Annotated in this window: 13 protein-coding genes; 12 read left to right on the forward strand and 1 reads right to left on the reverse strand. The window is 62.3% G+C overall.

Annotated elements, in window-relative coordinates:
* The first annotated feature begins 427 nt into the window (after window positions 1-427).
* Complete coding sequence (locus V4R08_RS00840) at window positions 428-1,297, forward strand: GNAT family N-acetyltransferase (protein WP_335577597.1); 870 nt, start codon at window positions 428-430, stop codon at window positions 1,295-1,297.
* Here the strand turns inward: V4R08_RS00840 and V4R08_RS00845 are convergent.
* Window positions 1,294-2,514, reverse strand: a complete 1,221-nt coding sequence (locus V4R08_RS00845; protein ID WP_335577598.1) for an FAD-dependent oxidoreductase — start codon at window positions 2,512-2,514, stop codon at window positions 1,294-1,296. The genes V4R08_RS00840 and V4R08_RS00845 overlap by 4 nt on opposite strands.
* Before the next feature lie 251 nt (window positions 2,515-2,765).
* Between V4R08_RS00845 and V4R08_RS00850 the strand changes: the two genes are divergently transcribed.
* From V4R08_RS00850 to V4R08_RS00900, 11 genes are all read left to right on the forward strand, one after another.
* Complete coding sequence (locus V4R08_RS00850; protein ID WP_335577599.1) at window positions 2,766-3,956, forward strand: glycoside hydrolase 5 family protein; 1,191 nt, start codon at window positions 2,766-2,768, stop codon at window positions 3,954-3,956.
* Window positions 3,953-4,957: a glycosyltransferase family 2 protein gene (locus tag V4R08_RS00855; protein WP_335577600.1), complete on the forward strand. Its 1,005-nt coding sequence runs from the start codon at window positions 3,953-3,955 to the stop codon at window positions 4,955-4,957. The genes V4R08_RS00850 and V4R08_RS00855 overlap by 4 nt, the downstream gene beginning before the upstream one ends.
* Window positions 4,958-5,221: 264 nt before the next feature.
* The gene (gene galE / locus V4R08_RS00860; protein WP_335577601.1) at window positions 5,222-6,274 is read left to right on the forward strand and encodes a UDP-glucose 4-epimerase GalE; all 1,053 of its coding nucleotides are present in this window, start codon (window positions 5,222-5,224) and stop codon (window positions 6,272-6,274) included.
* A gap of 349 nt (window positions 6,275-6,623) precedes the next feature.
* A complete protein-coding gene (locus V4R08_RS00865; RefSeq protein WP_081435020.1) occupies window positions 6,624-6,713 on the forward strand; it encodes a K(+)-transporting ATPase subunit F in 90 nt (29 codons plus the stop codon).
* A gap of 10 nt (window positions 6,714-6,723) precedes the next feature.
* Complete coding sequence (gene kdpA / locus V4R08_RS00870) at window positions 6,724-8,427, forward strand: potassium-transporting ATPase subunit KdpA (RefSeq protein WP_335577602.1); 1,704 nt, start codon at window positions 6,724-6,726, stop codon at window positions 8,425-8,427.
* A 119-nt stretch (window positions 8,428-8,546) separates the two neighbouring features.
* Window positions 8,547-10,616, forward strand: a complete 2,070-nt coding sequence (kdpB, locus tag V4R08_RS00875) for a potassium-transporting ATPase subunit KdpB (RefSeq protein ID WP_335577603.1) — start codon at window positions 8,547-8,549, stop codon at window positions 10,614-10,616.
* A 9-nt stretch (window positions 10,617-10,625) separates the two neighbouring features.
* On the forward strand, window positions 10,626-11,243 hold the full coding sequence (locus tag V4R08_RS00880; RefSeq protein ID WP_335577604.1) for a K(+)-transporting ATPase subunit C: 618 nt from the start codon (window positions 10,626-10,628) through the stop codon (window positions 11,241-11,243).
* Window positions 11,244-11,252: 9 nt separating this feature from the next.
* Window positions 11,253-13,937 carry a DUF4118 domain-containing protein gene (locus tag V4R08_RS00885; protein ID WP_335577605.1) on the forward strand — a complete coding sequence of 895 codons (2,685 nt, stop codon included), beginning with the start codon at window positions 11,253-11,255 and terminating at the stop codon, window positions 13,935-13,937.
* Complete coding sequence (locus V4R08_RS00890) at window positions 13,934-14,626, forward strand: response regulator (RefSeq protein ID WP_335577606.1); 693 nt, start codon at window positions 13,934-13,936, stop codon at window positions 14,624-14,626. Before V4R08_RS00885 ends, V4R08_RS00890 begins: the two co-directional genes overlap by 4 nt.
* 460 nt (window positions 14,627-15,086) lie before the next feature.
* Window positions 15,087-16,313, forward strand: a complete 1,227-nt coding sequence (locus V4R08_RS00895; protein ID WP_335577607.1) for a metallophosphoesterase family protein — start codon at window positions 15,087-15,089, stop codon at window positions 16,311-16,313.
* A complete protein-coding gene (locus V4R08_RS00900) occupies window positions 16,310-19,774 on the forward strand; it encodes an AAA family ATPase (RefSeq protein WP_335577608.1) in 3,465 nt (1,154 codons plus the stop codon). The genes V4R08_RS00895 and V4R08_RS00900 overlap by 4 nt, the downstream gene beginning before the upstream one ends.
* Window positions 19,775-19,873: the final 99 nt, after the last annotated feature.

Consider the following 19,873-nt stretch of genomic DNA (forward strand, 5'->3'; position numbering starts at 1 on the left):
CCAACTCGGCCAACCACTACCCTAACGAGAATGACCGATCAGATCCGAAACCGGATGGGGTAACCCTTCTGGACCGTTTGCATTCTGGCTCCGCCGTAGTCTGGTGGGCACGATGAATGTCAATTGGCAAAGGGCCGAGAGCGGGCCGATATCGGCAAACGTTTATTCGCCCGTCGGACCTGATCTCATCGACGTGTGGGACGATCTTGCTGCGCGATCGGATATCAACGCGTTCATGCATCCGGCGGCGCTGATCGCGGCGACTGAGACGGACTTCGCCAAAATTCACGTTCTGCTGGCGTGGGACGAGATGACGACACCGCGTCGCCCGGTCGGCTTTTGGGCATTGCGGGAACGGCACGATCTGCCATTGGTGCCGGCGTTTCTGGAGGCGCTGCCCTACAACTACGCTTTCACCTCGAATGCCGTGATCGACGGCGCCTGCGCCGACGCCGTTGTGGCGGCCTTCTTCGATGCAGTCAGGCGAGACGTGCATCTGCCCAAGGTCATCGTTTTGCGATCCTTCGAATCTGATCCTGTTGTCTATCCGGCGATGCTTCGGCACCTGGCGGACACGGGCCGGCATCGGGAGCTTTTCCGCATCGAACGGCCCTTTGCGGATCGGTCACTCGGGACCAAAAAGTCAGGTTCGACCCGCAAGAAACTGCGTCAGGACTGGAACAGGCTCTCCGCGGTGGGAACGGTCGAGATCGTCAATGAGCGGACGCCGGCGGCAGCGGAGGCGGCGTTCGAAATCTTTCTGAAGCTGGAAGCGGCGAGCTGGAAGGGAGACGAGGGTACGGCGCTGCTGTGCGATGCCGCCGACGCCCGTTTCAGCCGTCGCCTTATTCACAAACTCGCAGCGCATGATCTGGCCTCTGTCGCGTTGCTGCGTGTCGACGGCGACGCGATTGCCGCGCAGGTCCTGCTTTACAGCGGCCAGCGAGCCTATACATGGAAGACAGCTTTCAAGGCTTCCTTCGCACGATTCTCACCAGGGGTTCTGCTGGCCGATAAGGCGATTGAAGCCATGCTTGAATCCGGTCATGTCGTAACAGTCGATTCCTGCTCTTTCCCTGGCGGATTCATGGCTCGGTTATTGACCGGTCGAAGAACCTTCGTTGATGCCTTGATCGATGTTCGTCCGCGCAACGCTCTGGCCTTTGCGGTGGAAACGGCGCAACATCGGGGTTACAAAGTCGTTCGCCTCATGCGAAACCGAATGCGGCATGCGATCAGACGATCGGGCGCGGCCGCGAAGACGGCGTTACCGAACCCTGAGTGGAAAGGCTTCTAGGCTCGATCCCCAAGACTCCGAAGGCGCTGTGTCCATTCCTCGGATGCGACGCGATCCGCAATAGCAATCATGCCGAGCCGGCGAGCCGAGCCGATCGCCCCGCGGGCGATAAAGCGCAGGTAGCGCTGCAGGCTCCAGGTAAAACCCTCTTCGATCGACATTGACCGCAACTGATAGGCAAACGCCGCAGCGGCTTCATCATAGCCCCACTTGACCGGATCGTCATAGAATTGGGCGATCTTGTCCGCCGCCATGCCGGAACTCATGAACCAGTTGGGGATATGGATGTTACACAGCCGCTCGACGTCGTTGAAAACCTTTCCGGTCCCATTACCGGCGGCCGGGCAGGAACTCGCGAATGCATCGCCGACCAGGACGATGCCGGCTTGCCGATGGCCTTTGCTAACATAGAGGTCGGCGGGCCGGATCTTGATCGGACCTACGACCTCGATGTCGCCCGTCAGTCGGCGCAAATTGGGCATCAACGCGAACAGGCTTCGCCCGGGATCACGGCGAATGTCGCGCAGCCATGGATCGTCCATGGTCCGATAGACCATCAGGTTCGCCCGCATCGAGGTTCGGATGGGAAACAGCGTGAGATAGGCCATCCGGTCGGGGGTGCGCTCGGGATAGTAGGTCAGGGCCGCGAAATCGAACGCGCCGGCATGAGCGGGTTTGATGTCGAAGGCGGCGGTGATCGAGTGGCAGGGGCTCGTCACGGTGCGCTGGATGCCGACCTGATCCTTCAGGGCGACGCTCGGTCCATGGGCAAGCACGACGAGGCGTGCGGAAATGCTCGTGCCATTCGACAACGAGACCTGCTGACGATCATCCCCGACGGTGAGGCCGACCGCCTTTGCGATCATGCGCGGGACGCTCGGAGGAATGGCGGCGCGCATCGCGTTGACGAGATCGTCATAGAGGATGCCGTACTGGCCTCCCGGGCGTTTGTCGATCAGGTGCCCGAAACGCGCGACCCAGGCTTTGCCGTCGCGTGTGCTGCCGTCGAAAGTCGTCGCCGGCAAAATGGCATCGGCGAGGCCGGTCTTGCACAAGATGGATAGCTGCCCCCCATCGAGTTTTTCGCAGCGCAGATCCGGCGGATAGATCGGATGAGGATCGATGAGTATGGTCCCGACGCCCGCGCGCCCCAGCATTGCTGCGGCCGTCGATCCGGCAAGGCCTCCGCCAATGATTGCAACGTCGGTATCCGTCATGATGCACCTCATGACCAGGCTCATGGACCAGAGCCGGCCGGGAAAACTTCAAGAAAACCTCAAGCGGCTGGATTCTGCTGTTACACAGCAAACGCATCCAGCCAATGACTCTGAAGAGTGCGACGTCTCGAAGCGCGAAGCAGAGGAGGTAACCCCTCGGTGCTGTTGCGCTTCGCTTCCGGAGGCAGTCATCTGCTCCGATGAATGTCGGCTGGCGACGGACGAAGAATGTATTGCGCGGAGCTTGCCTCTTGCTGCTTTCGCTGCTGTTCGCGTCGGCGGCCGCGGCGGCCCCCCCGCCGGCAACGCCCTTCGTCAGAACCTCCGGGACGGCGTTTACCGTAGGCGGCAGGCCGTTCTTCGTGACCGGCGTCAACAACCATTATCTCACCTTCGCCTCGAAGGGTGAGGTCACGCGCGTTCTCGATGATGCGGTTACGATGGGCGCCAACGTCGTCCGTATCATTCTCCAGCCGGTGATCGGGTCTCGCGACGGGAGCGTTCCCACAATCTGGAACTGGCCGAACCCGACTGCCGATGCCAGCAATTTGGGGGTCGGACACGCGGACCTGCTTTACTGGGACTCGGCGAAGAAGGCGATGGCGATCAATGACGGCCCCGACGGCATGCAGAAAGTCGACTTCATCATCGCCGAGGCCGGAAAGCGCCATCTGAGGCTCATCGTCGCCTTTCTGGATTTCTGGGACTATACCGGCGGCGCCCAGCAGATGCGGGCCTGGTATGGAAGCACTGACAAGTCGACGTTCTTCTTCAGCGATCCGCGCACGAAGCGCGACTACAAAACCTGGGTCGAGCATGTCGTGCGGCGGATCAATCCGCTCACAGGGATCGCCTACCGCGATGATCCGACCATCATGGCCTGGGAGCTGATGAACGAGGGCAATGCACGCCCCGAGTCTCTCAGGCTGGACTGGACCGCCGAAATGTCGGCTTACGTCAAGTCGCTCGACCCAAACCATCTGGTCAGCTCAGGGAACGCCAACATCTTCTCCAAGTTGGCCGATCTCACCATTCCGACCCTCGATTTCGGCACCTGGCACGGCTATCCGCTTTACTACAACCTCACCGTTCATCAGTTCGATGACCTGATCACCGAGTTTTGTGGGATAGCCGGCCGCGCCAGGAAACCTGTTCTTCTGGAGGAATTCGGCTACGCCCGCTCCAACCGGAATTCCGCCGAGGCTTATGCCGGGTGGCTCGATACGCTTGCCCGCGACCGGGATTGCGGCGGCTGGCTTGTCTGGAGGCTGGTGTCGCGGCAGGACAATGGACGCTTTCCCGCCGACGAACACGACCAGTTCGATGTCCGCAACGACGGAAGCCCGATCTGGAACGTCCTTAAAGCCGCCACCGCCCGAGCGGCGCAGATCCGCGGCTCCAGCCGGGCTCCTCCAGCCAGCAGCCTTCGGGAGACCCCATGATCGAAGCTTCCGTCGTGATCTGCGCACACACGCTTGACCGTTGGGACGAACTGAACCGCGCGGTCGAATCGGTCCGGAATCAAACCCTCGCTCCGCGGCAAATCCTCGTGGTCGTAGACAACAACGAACCCTTGCGCGAACGCGCCGCACGGGAGATCGAGGGTGCGACGATCCTCGCCAACGCCAGGGAAGCCGGTCTGTCGGGCGGTCGCATGACGGGGGCGGACCATGCAACCGCTAATGTGATCTGTTTCCTCGATGACGATGCCGCGGCCGACCCGCGTTGGCTGGAGGAACTGCTAGTCGCCTACCAGGATCCGGCCGTTCTGGGAGCCGGTGGGCCGGTCGAGCCGCTGTGGCGGGCGCCGCCACCCTCATGGTTTCCCGACGAATTCCGCTGGGTCGTCGGCTGTACCTATGCCGGCATGCATGTGCGCAACGGGCGCATCCGCAACCCCATAGGCGCCAACATGTCGGTGCGCGCCGACGTGCTACGCCGCGCAGGTGGCTTCACCTCCGACCTCGGCCGCCGCAAGCTCGGCTTTTCCGTCAGCGGGCGAGCCTCGTTCGGCGGCAAGGCCGAGAGTTGCGAGGAAACGGAGTTTTGCATCCGCGCTGCGCGCGTCCATCCCGGCGGCTATTTTGCGTATCGACCGGGAGCACGCGTGCATCATGCTGTGCCAGCCCAGCGCATGACCTGGAGCTACTTCGTCCACCGCTGTCTCATCGAGGGCAACGCCAAGGCCGTGTTGGCGGGCCTCGCCGGACCAAAGGATGGTCTCGGATCGGAAGGGCACTACGTCCGGAAAGTGCTGCCACGCGCTGTTGTAAACGACCTGAGAGCCGCGCTGCGCGGTCAGGCTGGCGCCGCACGACGGGCAGGGGCGATCATCGCAGGGCTCGCCCTTACGGCATTCGCCTACGTTAGAACTCGCTTTGGCGGCGTCGCCGAAGCTCGCTCCCGGTATTTGTTCTCGCTGGTTCGCGGCGGGCGAGCATAGCGGCCGTTGACGGCATCGCTGCTCCGTAAAGCTGCAAGCCTCGTTGCCTGCGGTCTCATAGCGTCACGATGCACGAGCCTGTGAGCCGAGCACGTCGATCCACCGGCTGCGGGGTCCACCTCGCCGCGGCGATTCCTACTCCCTTCTGACTACCCCAAGTGCCAGATCGACAAACGACCGTTGGAGGCTGTGTCATGAGCCACAAATCATGCCCTGAGCGTCGCCCTGAGACTCGCGGCGTTTCTTATCGAAAGGAGCTACCAGGTGACGACACTGATCACTGGCGGCGCCGGCTTCATTGGCGGCCATACCGTTCTCGCGTTCCTCGATCGCGGTGAAATTCCGATTGTGCTGGATGATCTGTCGACCGGTATCCGCGAGGCAGTTCCGCCGAATGTACCTTTCTTTGTCGGTGACGTGGGCGATACCGAGTTGGTATCGCGTCTCATACGAAACCACAGGATCGATGCGATCCTGCATTTCGCGGCCAAAATAGTCGTTCCGGAATCGGTGGTCGATCCGCTCAAGTATTATTTCGCCAACACGGTCAAGACACACGCTCTGCTGCAAACGGCGGTGAGAGGGAAGGTAAGGCGTTTTGTTTTCTCTTCATCCGCGGCAGTTTATGGCAACCCGAGTTCTACGCCAGTCGATGAAACAGCGCACCCAGCGCCGCTGTCGCCTTATGGAATGTCAAAGCTGATGTCGGAATATATGCTGATTGATACAAGCGCGGCATGTAACCTGCGGCATGTGATCCTGCGCTACTTCAATGTCGCGGGCGCCGATCCGGCCGGGCGCCTTGGCCAGTCGACTCCCGGTGCGACACATCTCATCAAAGTGGCGCTTGAGACGGCGCTTCGCCGGCGCCCCTACATGAACATCTATGGCAGCGACTACCCGACACCCGACGGGACATGCGTGCGGGATTACGTGCATGTTTCCGATCTGGCCCGCGCGCATCTCGCGGCGCTCGATTATCTGCGGAACGGCGGCGGGTCGCGAACGCTCAATTGTGGCTATGGGCGGGGATATTCCGTCAGAGAAGTTGTTGACGCGGTAAGGATGGTCGCGGGAGTTGATTTTGAAACTCGCCAGGCGCCGCGTCGAGCGGGAGATCCCGCTTCAATTGTAGCAAATAGCGATCAGCTTGTGAGCCTGGGGTGGAAGCCGGAATTGAATGACTTGCCGAAAATGATCGAGCATGCCTGCAACTGGGAGAAGAAGCTGGCATCCGTTGAGAGGACTGCGCGCGGACAGCCATCCGGCGTGGTCGATGTCGCAGGCAACGCCAGTCACGCTCCTGCAGTTCCGTGATCCGCGCATTCTAAAGCCGGCGTCGGCTTCGTCGGTTATCCCAGTGGTCCGATTCTAACGTTCGCATCCGTTCCAGCGAACTTTTTTGAAATTCACATTCGCGTCCGGGACGTGCGGCCGGGTAGGTCGCGAATTTCAAATTCACTCCACGCGTCTTTATGCTGTCTTTATGCGTGGACCTGAAAATCAGTATCGCTTCCTTATGTCGTCCAGCCTATCTGCATCGAAGCTCCACATGATCTGGAGGGAGTTTCCATGTTCGATCTGCTCATGCTCGTCATCGGCTTCGCTCCCTTCGCACTGACGATCGGCTACGCCGTCGCCTGCGACCGGCTCTGAAGAGGCAAACATGACGATCGACTATGTGATGGCCGCGCTCGTGACCGCGGGGCTGCTCATCTATCTCGTCTACGCGCTGCTGCGTCCCGAACGGTTCTAGGAGGCGCGCCATGACGGTGCTTGGCTGGGCGCAGATCCTGCTGTTCTGCGCGATTGTTGCCGCTCTCGCTCCGCTCTTTGGCGGCTACATGACGCGCGTCTTCAACGGCGAGCACACGTTCCTGTCGCCGGTCCTCCAGCCGGTGGAGGCGATGCTGTACCGGGTCGCCGGCGTCGACGAGACGCGGGAGCAGTACTGGCTGACTTACGTTGTCGCCATGCTGCTGTTTCATGCCGCTGGCTTTCTCGTTCTTTACGGCCTGATGCGGTTGCAGGCATTGCTGCCGTTCAACCCGGCCGGTCAGTCAGCCGTCGCGCCCGACCTCGCGCTCAATACCGCCGTCAGCTTCATCACCAATACGAACTGGCAGAATTACGGCGGCGAAAGCACGATGTCGTATCTCGTGCAGATGCTGGGCCTGACCCACCAGAATTTCCTGTCGGCGGCGACCGGCATCGTGCTGGCCGTCGCGCTGATTCGCGGCTTCGCGCGTACCTCCGTGCGAACCGTCGGCAATTTCTGGGTCGATATCACCAGATGCACGCTCTATGTCCTGCTGCCGATCTGTGTCCCGCTCACACTGTTTCTGGTCTGGCAGGGCGTTCCGCAGACGCTCGGCGCTTATGTCGACGCGACGACCCTCGAAGGCGCCAGACAGACCATCGCGGTCGGGCCGGTGGCGTCGCAGGTCGCGATCAAGATGCTCGGCACCAACGGCGGAGGCTTCTTCAACGCTAATGCCGCGCACCCGTTCGAGAATCCGACGGCACTGTCCAACTACGTTCAGATGATCTCCATTTTCGTGCTCGGCGCGGCCATGACCAATGTGTTCGGCCGGATGGTCGGCAACCAGCGCCAGGGTTGGGCGATCCTGGCCGCCATGGGCGTGTTGTTCATTGCCGGCGTTGCGGTCTGCTACTGGGCTGAAGCCAATGGTACGACGCTGCTGGACGGGCTCGGCCTCACGGGCGGCAACATGGAGGGCAAGGAGGTACGCTTCGGCATCGTTGCCTCCGCGCTGTTCGCGGTCGTCACCACGGCGGCCTCGTGCGGCGCGGTCAACGCCATGCACGACTCCTTCACCGCGCTCGGCGGCATGATTCCGCTGATCAACATGGAGCTCGGCGAGATCGTGGTCGGTGGCGTCGGCGCAGGCCTCTATGGAATGCTGTTGTTCGTCATCGTCACGATGTTCATCGCCGGCCTGATGGTCGGGCGCACCCCGGAATACGTCGGCAAGAAGATCGAGGCGCGCGAGGTCAAGATGGCGATGCTCGCCATCCTGGTTCTGCCGCTGATGATGCTGGGCTGGACCGCCATCGCGGTGGTCTATCCGCCCGCTGTGGCATCGATGGGCAATGCCGGGCCGCACGGCTTCAGCGAGGTGTTGTATGCCTTCACCTCGCAGGCCGCCAACAACGGCTCGGCCTTTGCCGGGCTGTCCGGAAACACGCTGTTTTACAATCTCGCCGGTGCGGTCACGATGTTCGTCGGCCGCTTCTGGACGATCGTGCCGGCCATGGCGATCGCCGGATCGCTCGCGGCCAAGAAAACCGTCGCCGTGTCGAGCGGGACGTTTCCGACCACAGGTGGGCTATTCGTCGGGCTTCTGGTCGGCGTCATCCTCGTTGTCGGTGGCCTGACATTCTTCCCGGCGCTCGCGCTCGGCCCGATCGTCGAACATCTCGCGATGCAGTCCGGTAGCCTGTTCTAAAGCGTTTTCGAGCGAAGTGGATACCGGTTCGCGTGAAGAAAACGCGTCAAATTAAAATCTAGAGCCCCGCTTCTGGTCCATCAGAAGCGGAAAGGCTCTAGACCCATCGGAGCCCGCCCATGGACGCTCTCAAATTGCGCAAACGGATGCCGGCGATCGCTCTGTTCGATCCCGCGATCGTGTTCCCCGCTGTCGGCCAGGCCTTCATAAAACTCGATCCGCGTACGCTCGTCAAAAACCCCGTGATGTTCGTGCTGGAGGTGGTGACCGGTCTCACCAGCATCCTGTTGGTGCGCGACATTATGATCGGGCGGCCGATCGCATTCGAGTTGCAGATCGTGATCTGGCTGTGGTTCACGGTGCTGTTCGCAAATCTCGCAGAAGCGGTGGCGGAGGGCAGGGGAAAGGCACAAGCGGACGCGCTGCGCAGCACGCGGAGCCAGACCCGCGCCAGGCGTCTCCTGATGGCGGACAATCACGAATTATTCGAGAGCGTTTCGGCGGACGAACTCGAGACCGGCGATTTCGTCGTCTGCGAAGCCGGCGATATCATTCCGGGCGACGGCGATGTGATTGAGGGGATCGCATCGGTCAACGAGGCGGCGGTGACGGGCGAGTCCGCACCGGTGATCCGGGAATCCGGCGGGGATCGCTCCGCGGTCACGGGCGGCACCACCGTCATTTCCGACCGTATCGTGATCCGCATCACCTCGTCGCCGGGCTCGTCGTTTCTTGATCGCATGATCAAGCTGGTGGAGGGCGCCGAACGCCAGAAAACGCCGAACGAGATCGCGCTCAACATCCTGCTGATCGGCCTGACAATCATTTTCGTGTTCGCGACGGCGACGATCCCGAGCTATGTCGCCTACGCGGGAGGTAGGATTTCGGTCGTCATGCTGGTGGCTCTGTTCGTTACTCTCATCCCGACGACCATCGGCGCGCTGCTGTCGGCGATCGGCATTGCCGGCATGGACCGTCTGGTCCGGTTCAACGTGCTGGCGATGTCAGGACGCGCCGTCGAGGCGGCGGGCGACGTCGATACCTTGCTGCTCGACAAGACCGGCACCATCACTTTCGGCAACCGGCTGGCCACGGAGATCATTCCGGCTCCGGGCATCAGCGAACAGGAGGCTGCACGGATCGCGCTGCTGGCCAGCGATGCCGATGAAACCGCCGAAGGCCGCTCGATCATCACGCTGGTGCAGGACAAGTACCACATCTCGCGCGATCCCGCGGCGGCAGGCGCGACCTTCATCCCGTTTTCCGCAGTGACGCGGTTGTCCGGTGTCGACATCGGCGGCCGCAGGCTGCGCAAGGGCGCGATCGACTCGATTCTGAAATTCGCGCGCGACCAGGCCGGGCACGATGTTGCCGAGCCGCCGGCCTTTCGCGCGGCGGTGGACAGGATCGCCCGGACTGGCGGAACGCCGCTGGGGCTGGCGGACGGCGACCGCATCGTCGGCGTCATTCACCTCAAGGATGTGGTGAAGCCAGACGTCAGGGAACGGTTCGCGGCGTTGCGCCGCATGGGAATCAAGACGGTCATGATCACCGGCGACAACCCGGTCACGGCGGCCTCGATCGCATCGGAGGCCGGGGTCGACGACTTCATCGCCGAAGCCACGCCCGAAGACAAGCTGCGTTATATTCGCGGCGAACAGGCCGACGGCCGGCTGATCGCGATGTGCGGCGACGGCACCAACGACGCGCCCGCGCTGGCGCAGGCGGATGTCGGGGTCGCCATGCAGAGTGGCACTCAGGCCGCGCGCGAAGCCGGCAACATGGTGGACCTCGATTCCGATCCCACCAAGCTGATCGAGGTCGTGGAGATCGGCAAGCAGCTCCTGATGACACGCGGCGCGCTAACGACGTTTTCCATCGCCAACGACGTTGCCAAATACTTCGCCATCATCCCGGCGATATTCGCGGCGTTCTATCCGCAACTCGGCGTGCTCAACATCATGCACCTGTCGACCCCACAGAGCGCGATTTTGTCGGCAATCATCTTCAACGCGCTGATCATCGTCGCGTTGATCCCGCTGGCGCTGAAGGGCGTGAAGTATCGCCCGATCGGGGCGGCGGCGCTATTGCGACGCAACCTCCTGATCTATGCGCTCGGCGGCGTAGTCCTTCCGTTTATCGGCATCAAGGCGATTGACCTCGCGGTCACGGCTTTGCATCTCGCTTGAGAGGCTGTCATGTTGAAAGAACTACGCCCAGCCATCGTCATCCTCGTCGCGCTGACGATCATCACCGGCCTGATCTATCCGCTGGCCATGACCGGCGCGGCCCAGGCGCTGTTTCGCTATCAGGCCCAGGGCAGCCTGGTTCGCGAGGGCGGCAAGATCGTCGGCTCCGTCCTGATCGGTCAGGAGTTCGCGGCGGACAGGTATTTTCATGGCCGTCCCTCGGCGACGACTGCGCCTGATCCGAAGGATGCCTCAAAGACCGTGCCGGCTCCCTACAATGCAGTCAATTCGATGGGATCCAATCTTGGGCCTACCAGCAAGGTGCTGGCCGATCGTCTCCGGCAGGACGTCGCCACCTTGAAGGCGCAAAATCCCTCGGCGGCGGTCCCGGTCGATCTTGTGACCGCGTCGGGTAGCGGCCTCGATCCCGATATCTCACCGCAAGCGGCCCGGTTTCAGGTGTCGCGGGTCGCGAAAGCGCGAAATCTGCCAGAAACAGAGGTCGAGACTCTGATCGACAGCCGGACCGAGGGGCGCACGCTTGGCTTCCTCGGCGAGCCGCGCGTAAATGTGCTGAAGCTGAACCTGGCGCTGGATAGGATGGCGGCGTCCGGTCAGCCAAGGTAAAGGAGCCGCATGTCCGGCGAGCCGGCCACACGAGCCTCACCCGACGCGCTGCTGGCCCTCGCAAAAAAGGAGGGACGCGGCCACCTGAAGATTTTTCTCGGCGCCGCGCCGGGCGTCGGCAAGACCTACGCGATGCTGGCGGCGGCACGCAGCGAGACCGCCGGTGGTCGCGACGTTGTCGTGGGGCTGGTGGAAACCCACGGCCGCCGCGAGACCGATCAGATGCTCGACGGCTTTGAGGTGCTCGCGCGCAAACCGATCGTCTATCGCAACCAGGTGATGCACGAGTTCGACCTCGACGCCGCACGAGCGCGCAAGCCCGGTCTGCTGCTGGTCGACGAATACGCTCACACCAACGTGCCCGGCAGCCGGCACCCCAAACGCTGGCAGGACATCGATGAACTGTTGAGGGCAGGGATCGACGTCTGGACCACGTTGAACATTCAGCATCTCGAAAGCCTCAACGACGTCGTCCAGAAAATCAGCAAGGTGCGCGTACGCGAGACCGTGCCCGATAAGGTCTTCGATCAAGCGGACGAGGTCGTGCTGGTCGACTTTCCGCCGGACGAACTCTTGAAGCGTCTGGCGGAGGGCAAGGTCTACGTTCAGGATACTGCCGCGCGCGCCGTCGAGAATTTCTTCAAGCCGCAGAACCTGACGGCGCTGCGCGAACTCGCCATGCGCCGCGCGGCCGAGCGGGTGGATGCGTCCCTGATCGAGCGGATGCAGGCGCAGGCGATCGACGGGCCGTGGGCGGCCGGCGAACGTATCCTGGCATGTATCGGTCCCGATCCGGTGTCGCCCACCGTGGTTCGCACCGCCAAGCGGCTCGCAGACCTGATGGATGCGCCGTGGATCGCGGTGACAGTCGAGCGGCCCGGTGCCAGCCTCAATAGTTCGGCCCGTCAACGTCTCGATGAGGTGATGAAGCTGGCGGAAAGTCTGGGTGCGGAGACGCAAACCCTGACAGGTGCCGATCTCCCGGCCGAGTTACTGCGCTTTGCGAAGTTCGAGAACGTCACCCAGATCGTGGTCGGCCGCTCGCGCGGCGGATTCGTCAGCGAACTGCTGCGCCGGTCGCTGCCGTACGAGCTGGTCCGGCGAACGCAGGACATCGCCATTCATCTGGTCACGCGCGAAAGCGATGTGCCCGAACCGGCGTCGGGCTGGTTGCCGCGCAACAGGAGTCCGCTGCGCCCGCTTCCGTTTGTCTACGCCACCCTGGCGGTGGCTGCGGCGCTCGCCGTTAGCAAAGTGTTGACCGAACTGACGTCGATCCCGAATCTGTCGATGGTGTTCATGCTATCGGTGCTGGTGAGCGCCATTAACTTCGGCGTCTGGCCCGCGGTCTACGCTTCGGTGCTGTCGTTCTTCATCTACAACTTCTTCTTCATTCCGCCGCTCTACAACTTCACGATTGCCGAGCCCTATGAGCTGCTGGCGCTGGTCATCTTCCTGGTCGTCGCGATTGTTACCTCCGCGATGGCAGGTCGGGTGCGGGATCAGGCGCGCGTATCCGCGGGCCGGGTTCGCGCCATGCGCCGGCTCTATGAATTCACGCGCCGCCTGTCGGGACTGGCGACGCGAGATGGCATTACCGAAGGCGCGGCTGGTGAAATTCACGCCAGCCTGGCGCGGCCGGTCGTGGTGCTGCTGGCGGAAGGCGATGATCTTGCCCTGACCGCGGCCTGGCCGCCGGAAGATTCGCTGGATACGGCGGCGATGACGGCCGCGCGCTGGGCCTACAGTCATGCGGAACCCGCGGGCGCCGACACCGGCACTTTGCCGATCATCCCGTGGTATTTCGTCCCGCTGCGAATCGGAGACAAAACCCTCGGCGTCATCGGCGTTGCAAAGGACAAGAACACGCCGCCGTTCGATTCGGAGGCGCGGACCTTGCTCGACACGCTCTCCGAGCAAACCGCCGCGGCGCTTGAGCGGGCCGCGTTGGCAAGCGAGATGGTGAGCGCCAGAACAGCGACCGAAACCGAGCGCGTTCGCAACACGCTGCTGGCGTCGATTTCGCACGATTTCCGGACGCCGCTGTCCTCCATTCTTGGCGCGGCAACCAGCTTGCTGAGCTACGGCGGCAAGCTCGGCGCCGCTGCCAGGACCGATCTGCTCGGGCAAATCAAGCACGAGACCGAAGGGCTCGACGAAATGGTTCGCAACCTGCTTGCGATCACGCGCATCGATTCCGGCGCGCTGGAATTACGCCGTGACTGGATCGACCTCCGGGAAATTGTCGAGCGCGTGACCAGCGCCGCGCGGCGGCGCAGCGCGCCGCAACGCATCGATATTGCGATGCCGTTCGATCTTCCGCTGGTTCGTGCCGATGCGGCGCTGGCGGAACAGGCGATCGGCAATGTCGTGGCCAATGCAATTGTGCATACAATGAAGGAGACGCACATCGTGATCGATGCGCAGGCCGGATTGTCAGGCATAACTATACGCGTGACCGACAACGGGCCCGGAATCGCGTCCGATATACTGCCCCACGTCTTCGATCGGTTCGTCAGGGGAAACGGTGCGGACGACGTGCATGACGGCGGAAAGGGGACGGGCCTCGGTCTTGCGATAGCAAGGGGAATTATGGAGGCTCATGGTGGTTCGATTACCGTCGACAGCCCCGTGGAGGGGCAGCCCGGAGCCCGGTTCGTGATGGTCTTTCCGCGAGAGGACGCCGCAACGTGAGTACGACAAAGCCTCGTGTGCTGGTCGTCGATGACGAGGCGGCGATCCTTCGCTTCCTCAAGCCCGCGCTCGAGGCCAACGGCTACGATATGTCGAGCACCGCCACCGTCGCAGACGCCGTCAAGCGCATCGCTGGCGACGCGCCCGATGTTGTGCTGCTCGATCTCGGCCTTCCCGACGGTGATGGCAAGGATGTAATCCGCCGGGTGCGGGAATGGTCGGACGTACCGATCGTCGTTCTCTCCGCGCGGGACCGCGAGGCCGAGAAGATTGAGTCGCTTGACCTTGGCGCGGATGACTACGTCAACAAGCCCTTCAATATAGGGGAACTGATGGCGCGGATGCGGACCGCGCTTCGGCACCGCCTCCAGCGCAACGCGGAGACGCCATCGCTGCGAACTGGCGATCTCGAAGTTGATGTCGTGCGCCACCGCGCGATACGTGCAGGAATCGAATTGAAGCTGACGCCGAAGGAATTCGAGCTGCTGTCATTCCTTGCGAAAAATGCCGGCCGGGTCCTGACCCATCGGCAAATTCTTGCGGCGGTGTGGGGGGTGGCGCATACCAGCGATACGCAGTATCTGCGCGTCTACATCGGCCAGTTGCGACAGAAAATCGAAGACAAGGCCGACGATCCGCGGATCATCCTGACCGAGCCGGGCATTGGGTATCGTATCAGTGAAAGCTAATATGCGGATGGATCTCGATTACAGCTCGCTAAACTCTGATAAAAGCTTTTGTTCTTCTCGTTGCGGTTGGCCCTCAATCACCAGTCCGCTAAAGTATCACCGACTTCAATGCTGAGACCAACGAGGTTGATCGAGCCCAAGACGATACGGTCTTCTCAGAGAATTCGTCATTGTGTTCCCCATCGTATCCTTGACAGAAGCATTTCATCACGGCACACTTCATACGTGCAAGCTTGTTGTCGTAAGGCTTCGTCAGTTTTAGCGGACTGGTGATTGAGGGCCTCCCGTTAACGAGCTTATGCACAAAATGGGGCACCCTGCGGGGTGCCTCTTCCATGTGTGCGGGATAGATCATTCGTCAAATTCCGCTTCTCTCTGCCGTCGCCGACATACGCGCAGGTGACCAACCCCCCGCGAAAAGATCCGCCATCTTTTCGATGGCCGCCGGACCGCCACAGAGATGCGTTTCACCTTTATTCACGCCGCCGATCTTCACATTGACAGCCCGCTCGCCGGCCTTGGCCTGAAAGACAAAACTGTTGCGGAGCGGTTTGCCGCCGCCGGTCGCCGTGCGGTGGAGGCGCTCGTTTCCGAGACGATCGAAAGCAAGGCCGCTTTTCTTATTATCTCCGGCGACATTTTTGACGGTGACTGGAAGGACGTCACGACCGGGTTGTTTTTCGTCCGCGCCGTTAGCGCGCTGCACCGCGCCGGCATTCCCGTCTTTCTGGTGAAGGGCAATCACGACGCCGAAAGTGTGATATCGCGCGGCCTTCCTTATCCCGAGACGGTTCATGTCTTTCCATCCGACAAGGCGGCAACGATACCGATCGAGACTCACCGTGTCGCGTTGCACGGGCGCAGTTTTCCCAGTCGGCTCACAGGCGATTTCGTCACCACCTATCCGGCGCGCCGCGAGGGTTGGCTCAACATTGGCGTGCTGCATACGTCGCTCGACGGAACGCGCGGTCACGACGGATACGCGCCGTGTACGGTCGATGACCTGAAGCGTTTCGGTTACGATTATTGGGCGCTTGGACATGTCCACGCGGCGGAGATCGTGAACCGCGATCCCTGGATCGTCTATCCCGGCAATCTGCAGGGGCGTAGCGTACGGGAAACCGGCGCAAAAGGCGCGATGCGCGTTACTGTCGAGAATGGCCGTATCGTAGAGGTGACGCCGTTGGTGCTGGACTGCGCACGATGGGCGCACCTCACGGTCGATGTGTCGGAAGCGGCGAATGATGCCGATGTGATCGAGCAAGTTTCGGCCGAATTGGCAGGCGCGCACGCGCAAAGCGAGGGCCGCCCGATGGCCGTTCGCGTCACGCTGGTCGGCGCGACGGCGCTGCACAACCAACTCGTTGTCAGGCGAGAGTCATTGCAGGACGATGTTCGCGCCAGTGGTTTCCAGCTCTCCGATGATTGTTGGGTCGAGCAGGTGAAAGTGAAAACCACATTACTGCAGCGATCGGCCGCGCCGCTGTTGTCGGCCGAAAGCCTTGATGTCGATATTCTTCTTGAGCAGGTCGCCAATGATCCCAGGTTCGCTGCGGACCTGGCTGAATTGGCCGAAGCGGTGAAAGCCAGGCTGCCGAAAGACCTGCACGATGGTTTCTCCGACGCCGACATGCTGAGGGCGCTGGCCCGCGATGCGCGCGCGCTGCTCGCCGGAGAATCGTCGTGAGAATCGAGCGGCTGATTCTCGAGCGTTACGGCATCTTCGCGGACCATACCCTGTTGTTTCATCCGAGGGCGGCCCTGCATGTCGTGTACGGCGCCAACGAAGCCGGAAAAACCTCGGCGCTTTCGGCCATCGGCGATCTGTTGTTCGGATTCGGTGGGCGAACGCCCTATGATTTCAGGCATGACAGCAAGACGTTGCGCGTCGGCGGCGCATTTCGCCACTCCAATGGCGAGCTGATCGCAGCGCGTCGGCGCAAGGGCAACAAGAATACGCTCATTGATGCCGCCGATCAGCCGCTGCCGGACGACTGGCTTACCTCCCTTCTCGGCGGGGTGTCTCGCGAGATCTACAGCCGTGAATTCGGCCTGACCGCGCAGGCGTTGCGTGACGGTGGCAACGAACTGCTCAACGCCGGCGGACGATTGGCCGAAACGCTCGCCGCAAGCTCGGTGGGGATGACGACGCTGTCACGGATCAGGGAAAAGCTGCAACTCGAAGCGGACGGTCTGTTCACGCCGCGCCGGTCGAGCGGCAAGCCATTCTATCTGGCGCTGGATCGCCGTGACAACGCGGACAGGAGATTGCGCGATGCCATCGTGACGCGTGAGGCTCTACAACAGTCGGAAAGCGCGGCGCGTGACGCGAATGAGCATCTGGAGGCACTGACCGCGGAACATAAGGTGAGTGGCAGTACGCTGGCGCGCTGGCAGCGGACGTTGCGCGTGTACCCGAAGCTGGCGCGGCTTGAGCAACTCGCCGCGGAATTGGCGGCATTTGCTGACCTGCCAGCGGTGCCATCGCAATCGCTCGTGGAATGGCGCCAATCGCTTGACGCGGAAGCCGCGTTCGATCGCGAGATGTCCACGCTGGACATGGCCGATGCGGCGGATCGCGCAGAGATTGCTGCCTTGGCTGTCAACGAGACGCTGCTATCGGAAAGAGATGCGATCGACGCGCTGCGCGAACGGCTCGGCGCGATACGCAAGGCCATCGAGGATTTGCCGCGACGCCGGCAGGCGCGCGATGCAGCGAGAGACGCGCTGGACGATGCCGCTCGGCGTCTCGGGCTGGCGTCGCATGAGGCGCTGCTGGAACGATTGCCGACCGACCTCGCGCTGGCGCATGTGCGCGATCTGCTCGATCGGGCCGGGCGCCTCCAACAGGCGATCACCGATGCCGACATGCGGCACGCCCGCGCGCAGCAGGAACTTCAGGATATCGCGGCCGGGGAAAGCGAGGCCCATGCCGTGATCGATCCCGAACAGTTGCGGCAGCGCCTCGATGCTTTGGGCGACATTCCCGCGCAAGCCGACCGGCTGCGCCACGACACAGCATCGCTCGATATCGAGTCCGGCGCGCTGGTCGCGGAGGCGGCTTCGCTGGATCCGTTGCCGGGCGCGCTCGAAACGTTACGGTCGCTACCGTTGCCAGACGGGGCCAGCATTGCAAATCATGCCCGTGCTGCGGAGCGAAACGAAAGCGAGGAGAAGTGGCTTCGCGACGCGCTTAATGCTGCCGACAATGCGATCGCCGCGTCCGAGTCCGAACTCGCCCGGCTGGCGAGCAGCGGTTCAGGGCCGACGCGTGTCGATCTCGCGGGCGCGCGACAAGAGCGGGACATCCATCTTGACGGACTGCGCGCCGTGCTCGACGGAGATCAGGCCTCGCGCTTTGCGCGCCTGTCCGACGTGATGCGATCGTCCCAGATCATCGATAGCATGACGGATTTGTTGCTGGCCGACACCGGACGCGCCGCCCGGCAGGAAGATGCGCAACAGCGCATCGCCGCCGGCCGCGCAGAACGTGAGCGGATCGTGACGAGACTGGCCAACCTGCGGACGCAGATAACTGCGGCCGCCGCGGCATGGACGCAGCAATGGGCGCCATCGGGTTTGACACCACGCAGTCCGGCCGTGATGCAGCGTTGGCGCGAGCGTCTGGACGGCATTCTCAATCGGTTGGACAAACGCGATGCGCAGAAGGCGGGCATCGACGCTCTGGCGGCAACGCTCGATGCAAACAAAGCTGCCGTTATTGCGTTTCTCGAAGGCGCCGGCCGGTCACCGGATCGTACATTGCCGCCGAATATCCTTTTTCGTGAAGCCAAGGCGCGATTTGATGAATTGCAAAGGGCGTGGACTGAGGCGAGAGCGCGGTCGGCGTCGAAGATGCGGATCGAACGTGATGTGAGGGAAGCCACTGCGGCGCGCGATGCGGCGCAATCGGGACTCTCGGATCTGCTTCAGGTGTGGCCGATGGCAATGACCGGCATCGGCTTGACGGGCGAGGCGACGACGCCTCAGGCCGAAGCGGCGTTGACGGTCTGGAACTCGGTTGTGGTGCCCAAAGCGAGCCATGAGCGCGAGGGACGCAGCGTCAAGACCATGGAAGCGGATATTCGGACGTTCGACCGTGACGTGTTCGACATCGCGCGCAGCGTCGCGCCGCATCTTGGAAGCGAAGACGCGCAAGAAACACTGGCGCGGCTCCTGGCTGCGCTGGCAGAAACGCGGAGCGCTGGTGAGGCTCGCAAGCGTTTGTTTGAGGCGTGCGCGAAACGGGCTGCGGCCCGCAAGGGCCTCGAGGCTCAGCGCGCGTCGGCCACGATGGTGCTTGACGAAGCTCGCCGAATTCTGGCCGTCGCCGACAGCGCCGCATTGCATGATACGATAGATCGCCTCTCGGCGAGGGGACAACTGGAGAACGAGCGGGCGCGATTGCTGCGCGATCTCCACGAGGCAAGCGACGGCCGCGACGAGGCGGCGTTGAGGCGGGAGCAAGAGGGGCTCGATCTCGATCAATTACCGGGTGACATCGCGCTGGAAACGATTCGACAGGAGCAATTGCTCAAGGATATCACCAGCGCGTCCGCTCTCAGTCATCAAAAGCAGGGCGAGCTAGATGCCTTGTTGAAGGGGCGCGATGCGAGCGGCACGGCTGCAGAACGAGCGGAGGCCAACGCCGAGCTTTTGTCCGTTGCCGAGCGCTGGCTGCTGCGGGCCGCCGCATCCCGGCTTGCCGCCCGTACCATCGAGCGGCATCGCGCCATGGTGCAGGATCCGCTGATCTCGCGCGCGGGCACGCTGTTTGCAATGGCGACCGGCGATGCTTTCACCGGTCTCGGCGTCGCTTATGGAGACGACGATCAGCCGATCCTTGTCGCGCAGCGTAATAGTAATAACGGAGAGCATGTGCAGATCACGGGTCTCAGCGAGGGGACACGCGATCAGTTGTTTTTGGCGTTACGCCTGGCACTGCTCGAGCGCCGGACATCGGAGCCAATGCCGTTCATTGGCGACGACCTGCTGACGAGCTTCGATGATGAGCGCACGCTGGCGGGACTTCGGTTGCTGGCCGCTGCCGGAAAGCATCAGCAGATTATTTTGTTCACGCATCACAGGCATGTCGTGAATCTGGCGAGAACCGTGCAGGATCATGCGGTCGATTTCATCGATCTGTGATGTCGGCCGGAATCCGATGAGGGGTAGAGCAAGCGATTGGGGAAGGTCCTCGACGTTTTGCATCGCAGCGGGGAAATGAAGCTGAAAGGTCGCAAGTTT

Source organism: Nitrobacter sp. NHB1 (assembly GCF_036964665.1).
GTDB lineage: Bacteria > Pseudomonadota > Alphaproteobacteria > Rhizobiales > Xanthobacteraceae > Nitrobacter.

What these genes read in the sequence shown, in the direction of transcription:
- V4R08_RS00880 (WP_335577604.1), top strand. Translation starts at nt 10,626, where the DNA reads ATGTTGAAAGAACTACGCCCAGCCATCGTCATCCTCGTCGCGCTGACG.
- kdpB (WP_335577603.1), top strand. Translation starts at nt 8,547, where the DNA reads ATGGACGCTCTCAAATTGCGCAAACGGATGCCGGCGATCGCTCTGTTC.
- V4R08_RS00895 (WP_335577607.1), top strand. Translation starts at nt 15,087, where the DNA reads ATGCGTTTCACCTTTATTCACGCCGCCGATCTTCACATTGACAGCCCG.
- V4R08_RS00845 (WP_335577598.1), bottom strand. Translation starts at nt 2,514, where the DNA reads ATGACGGATACCGACGTTGCAATCATTGGCGGAGGCCTTGCCGGATCG.
- kdpA (WP_335577602.1), top strand. Translation starts at nt 6,724, where the DNA reads ATGACGGTGCTTGGCTGGGCGCAGATCCTGCTGTTCTGCGCGATTGTT.
- V4R08_RS00885 (WP_335577605.1), top strand. Translation starts at nt 11,253, where the DNA reads ATGTCCGGCGAGCCGGCCACACGAGCCTCACCCGACGCGCTGCTGGCC.
- V4R08_RS00855 (WP_335577600.1), top strand. Translation starts at nt 3,953, where the DNA reads ATGATCGAAGCTTCCGTCGTGATCTGCGCACACACGCTTGACCGTTGG.
- V4R08_RS00865 (WP_081435020.1), top strand. Translation starts at nt 6,624, where the DNA reads ATGACGATCGACTATGTGATGGCCGCGCTCGTGACCGCGGGGCTGCTC.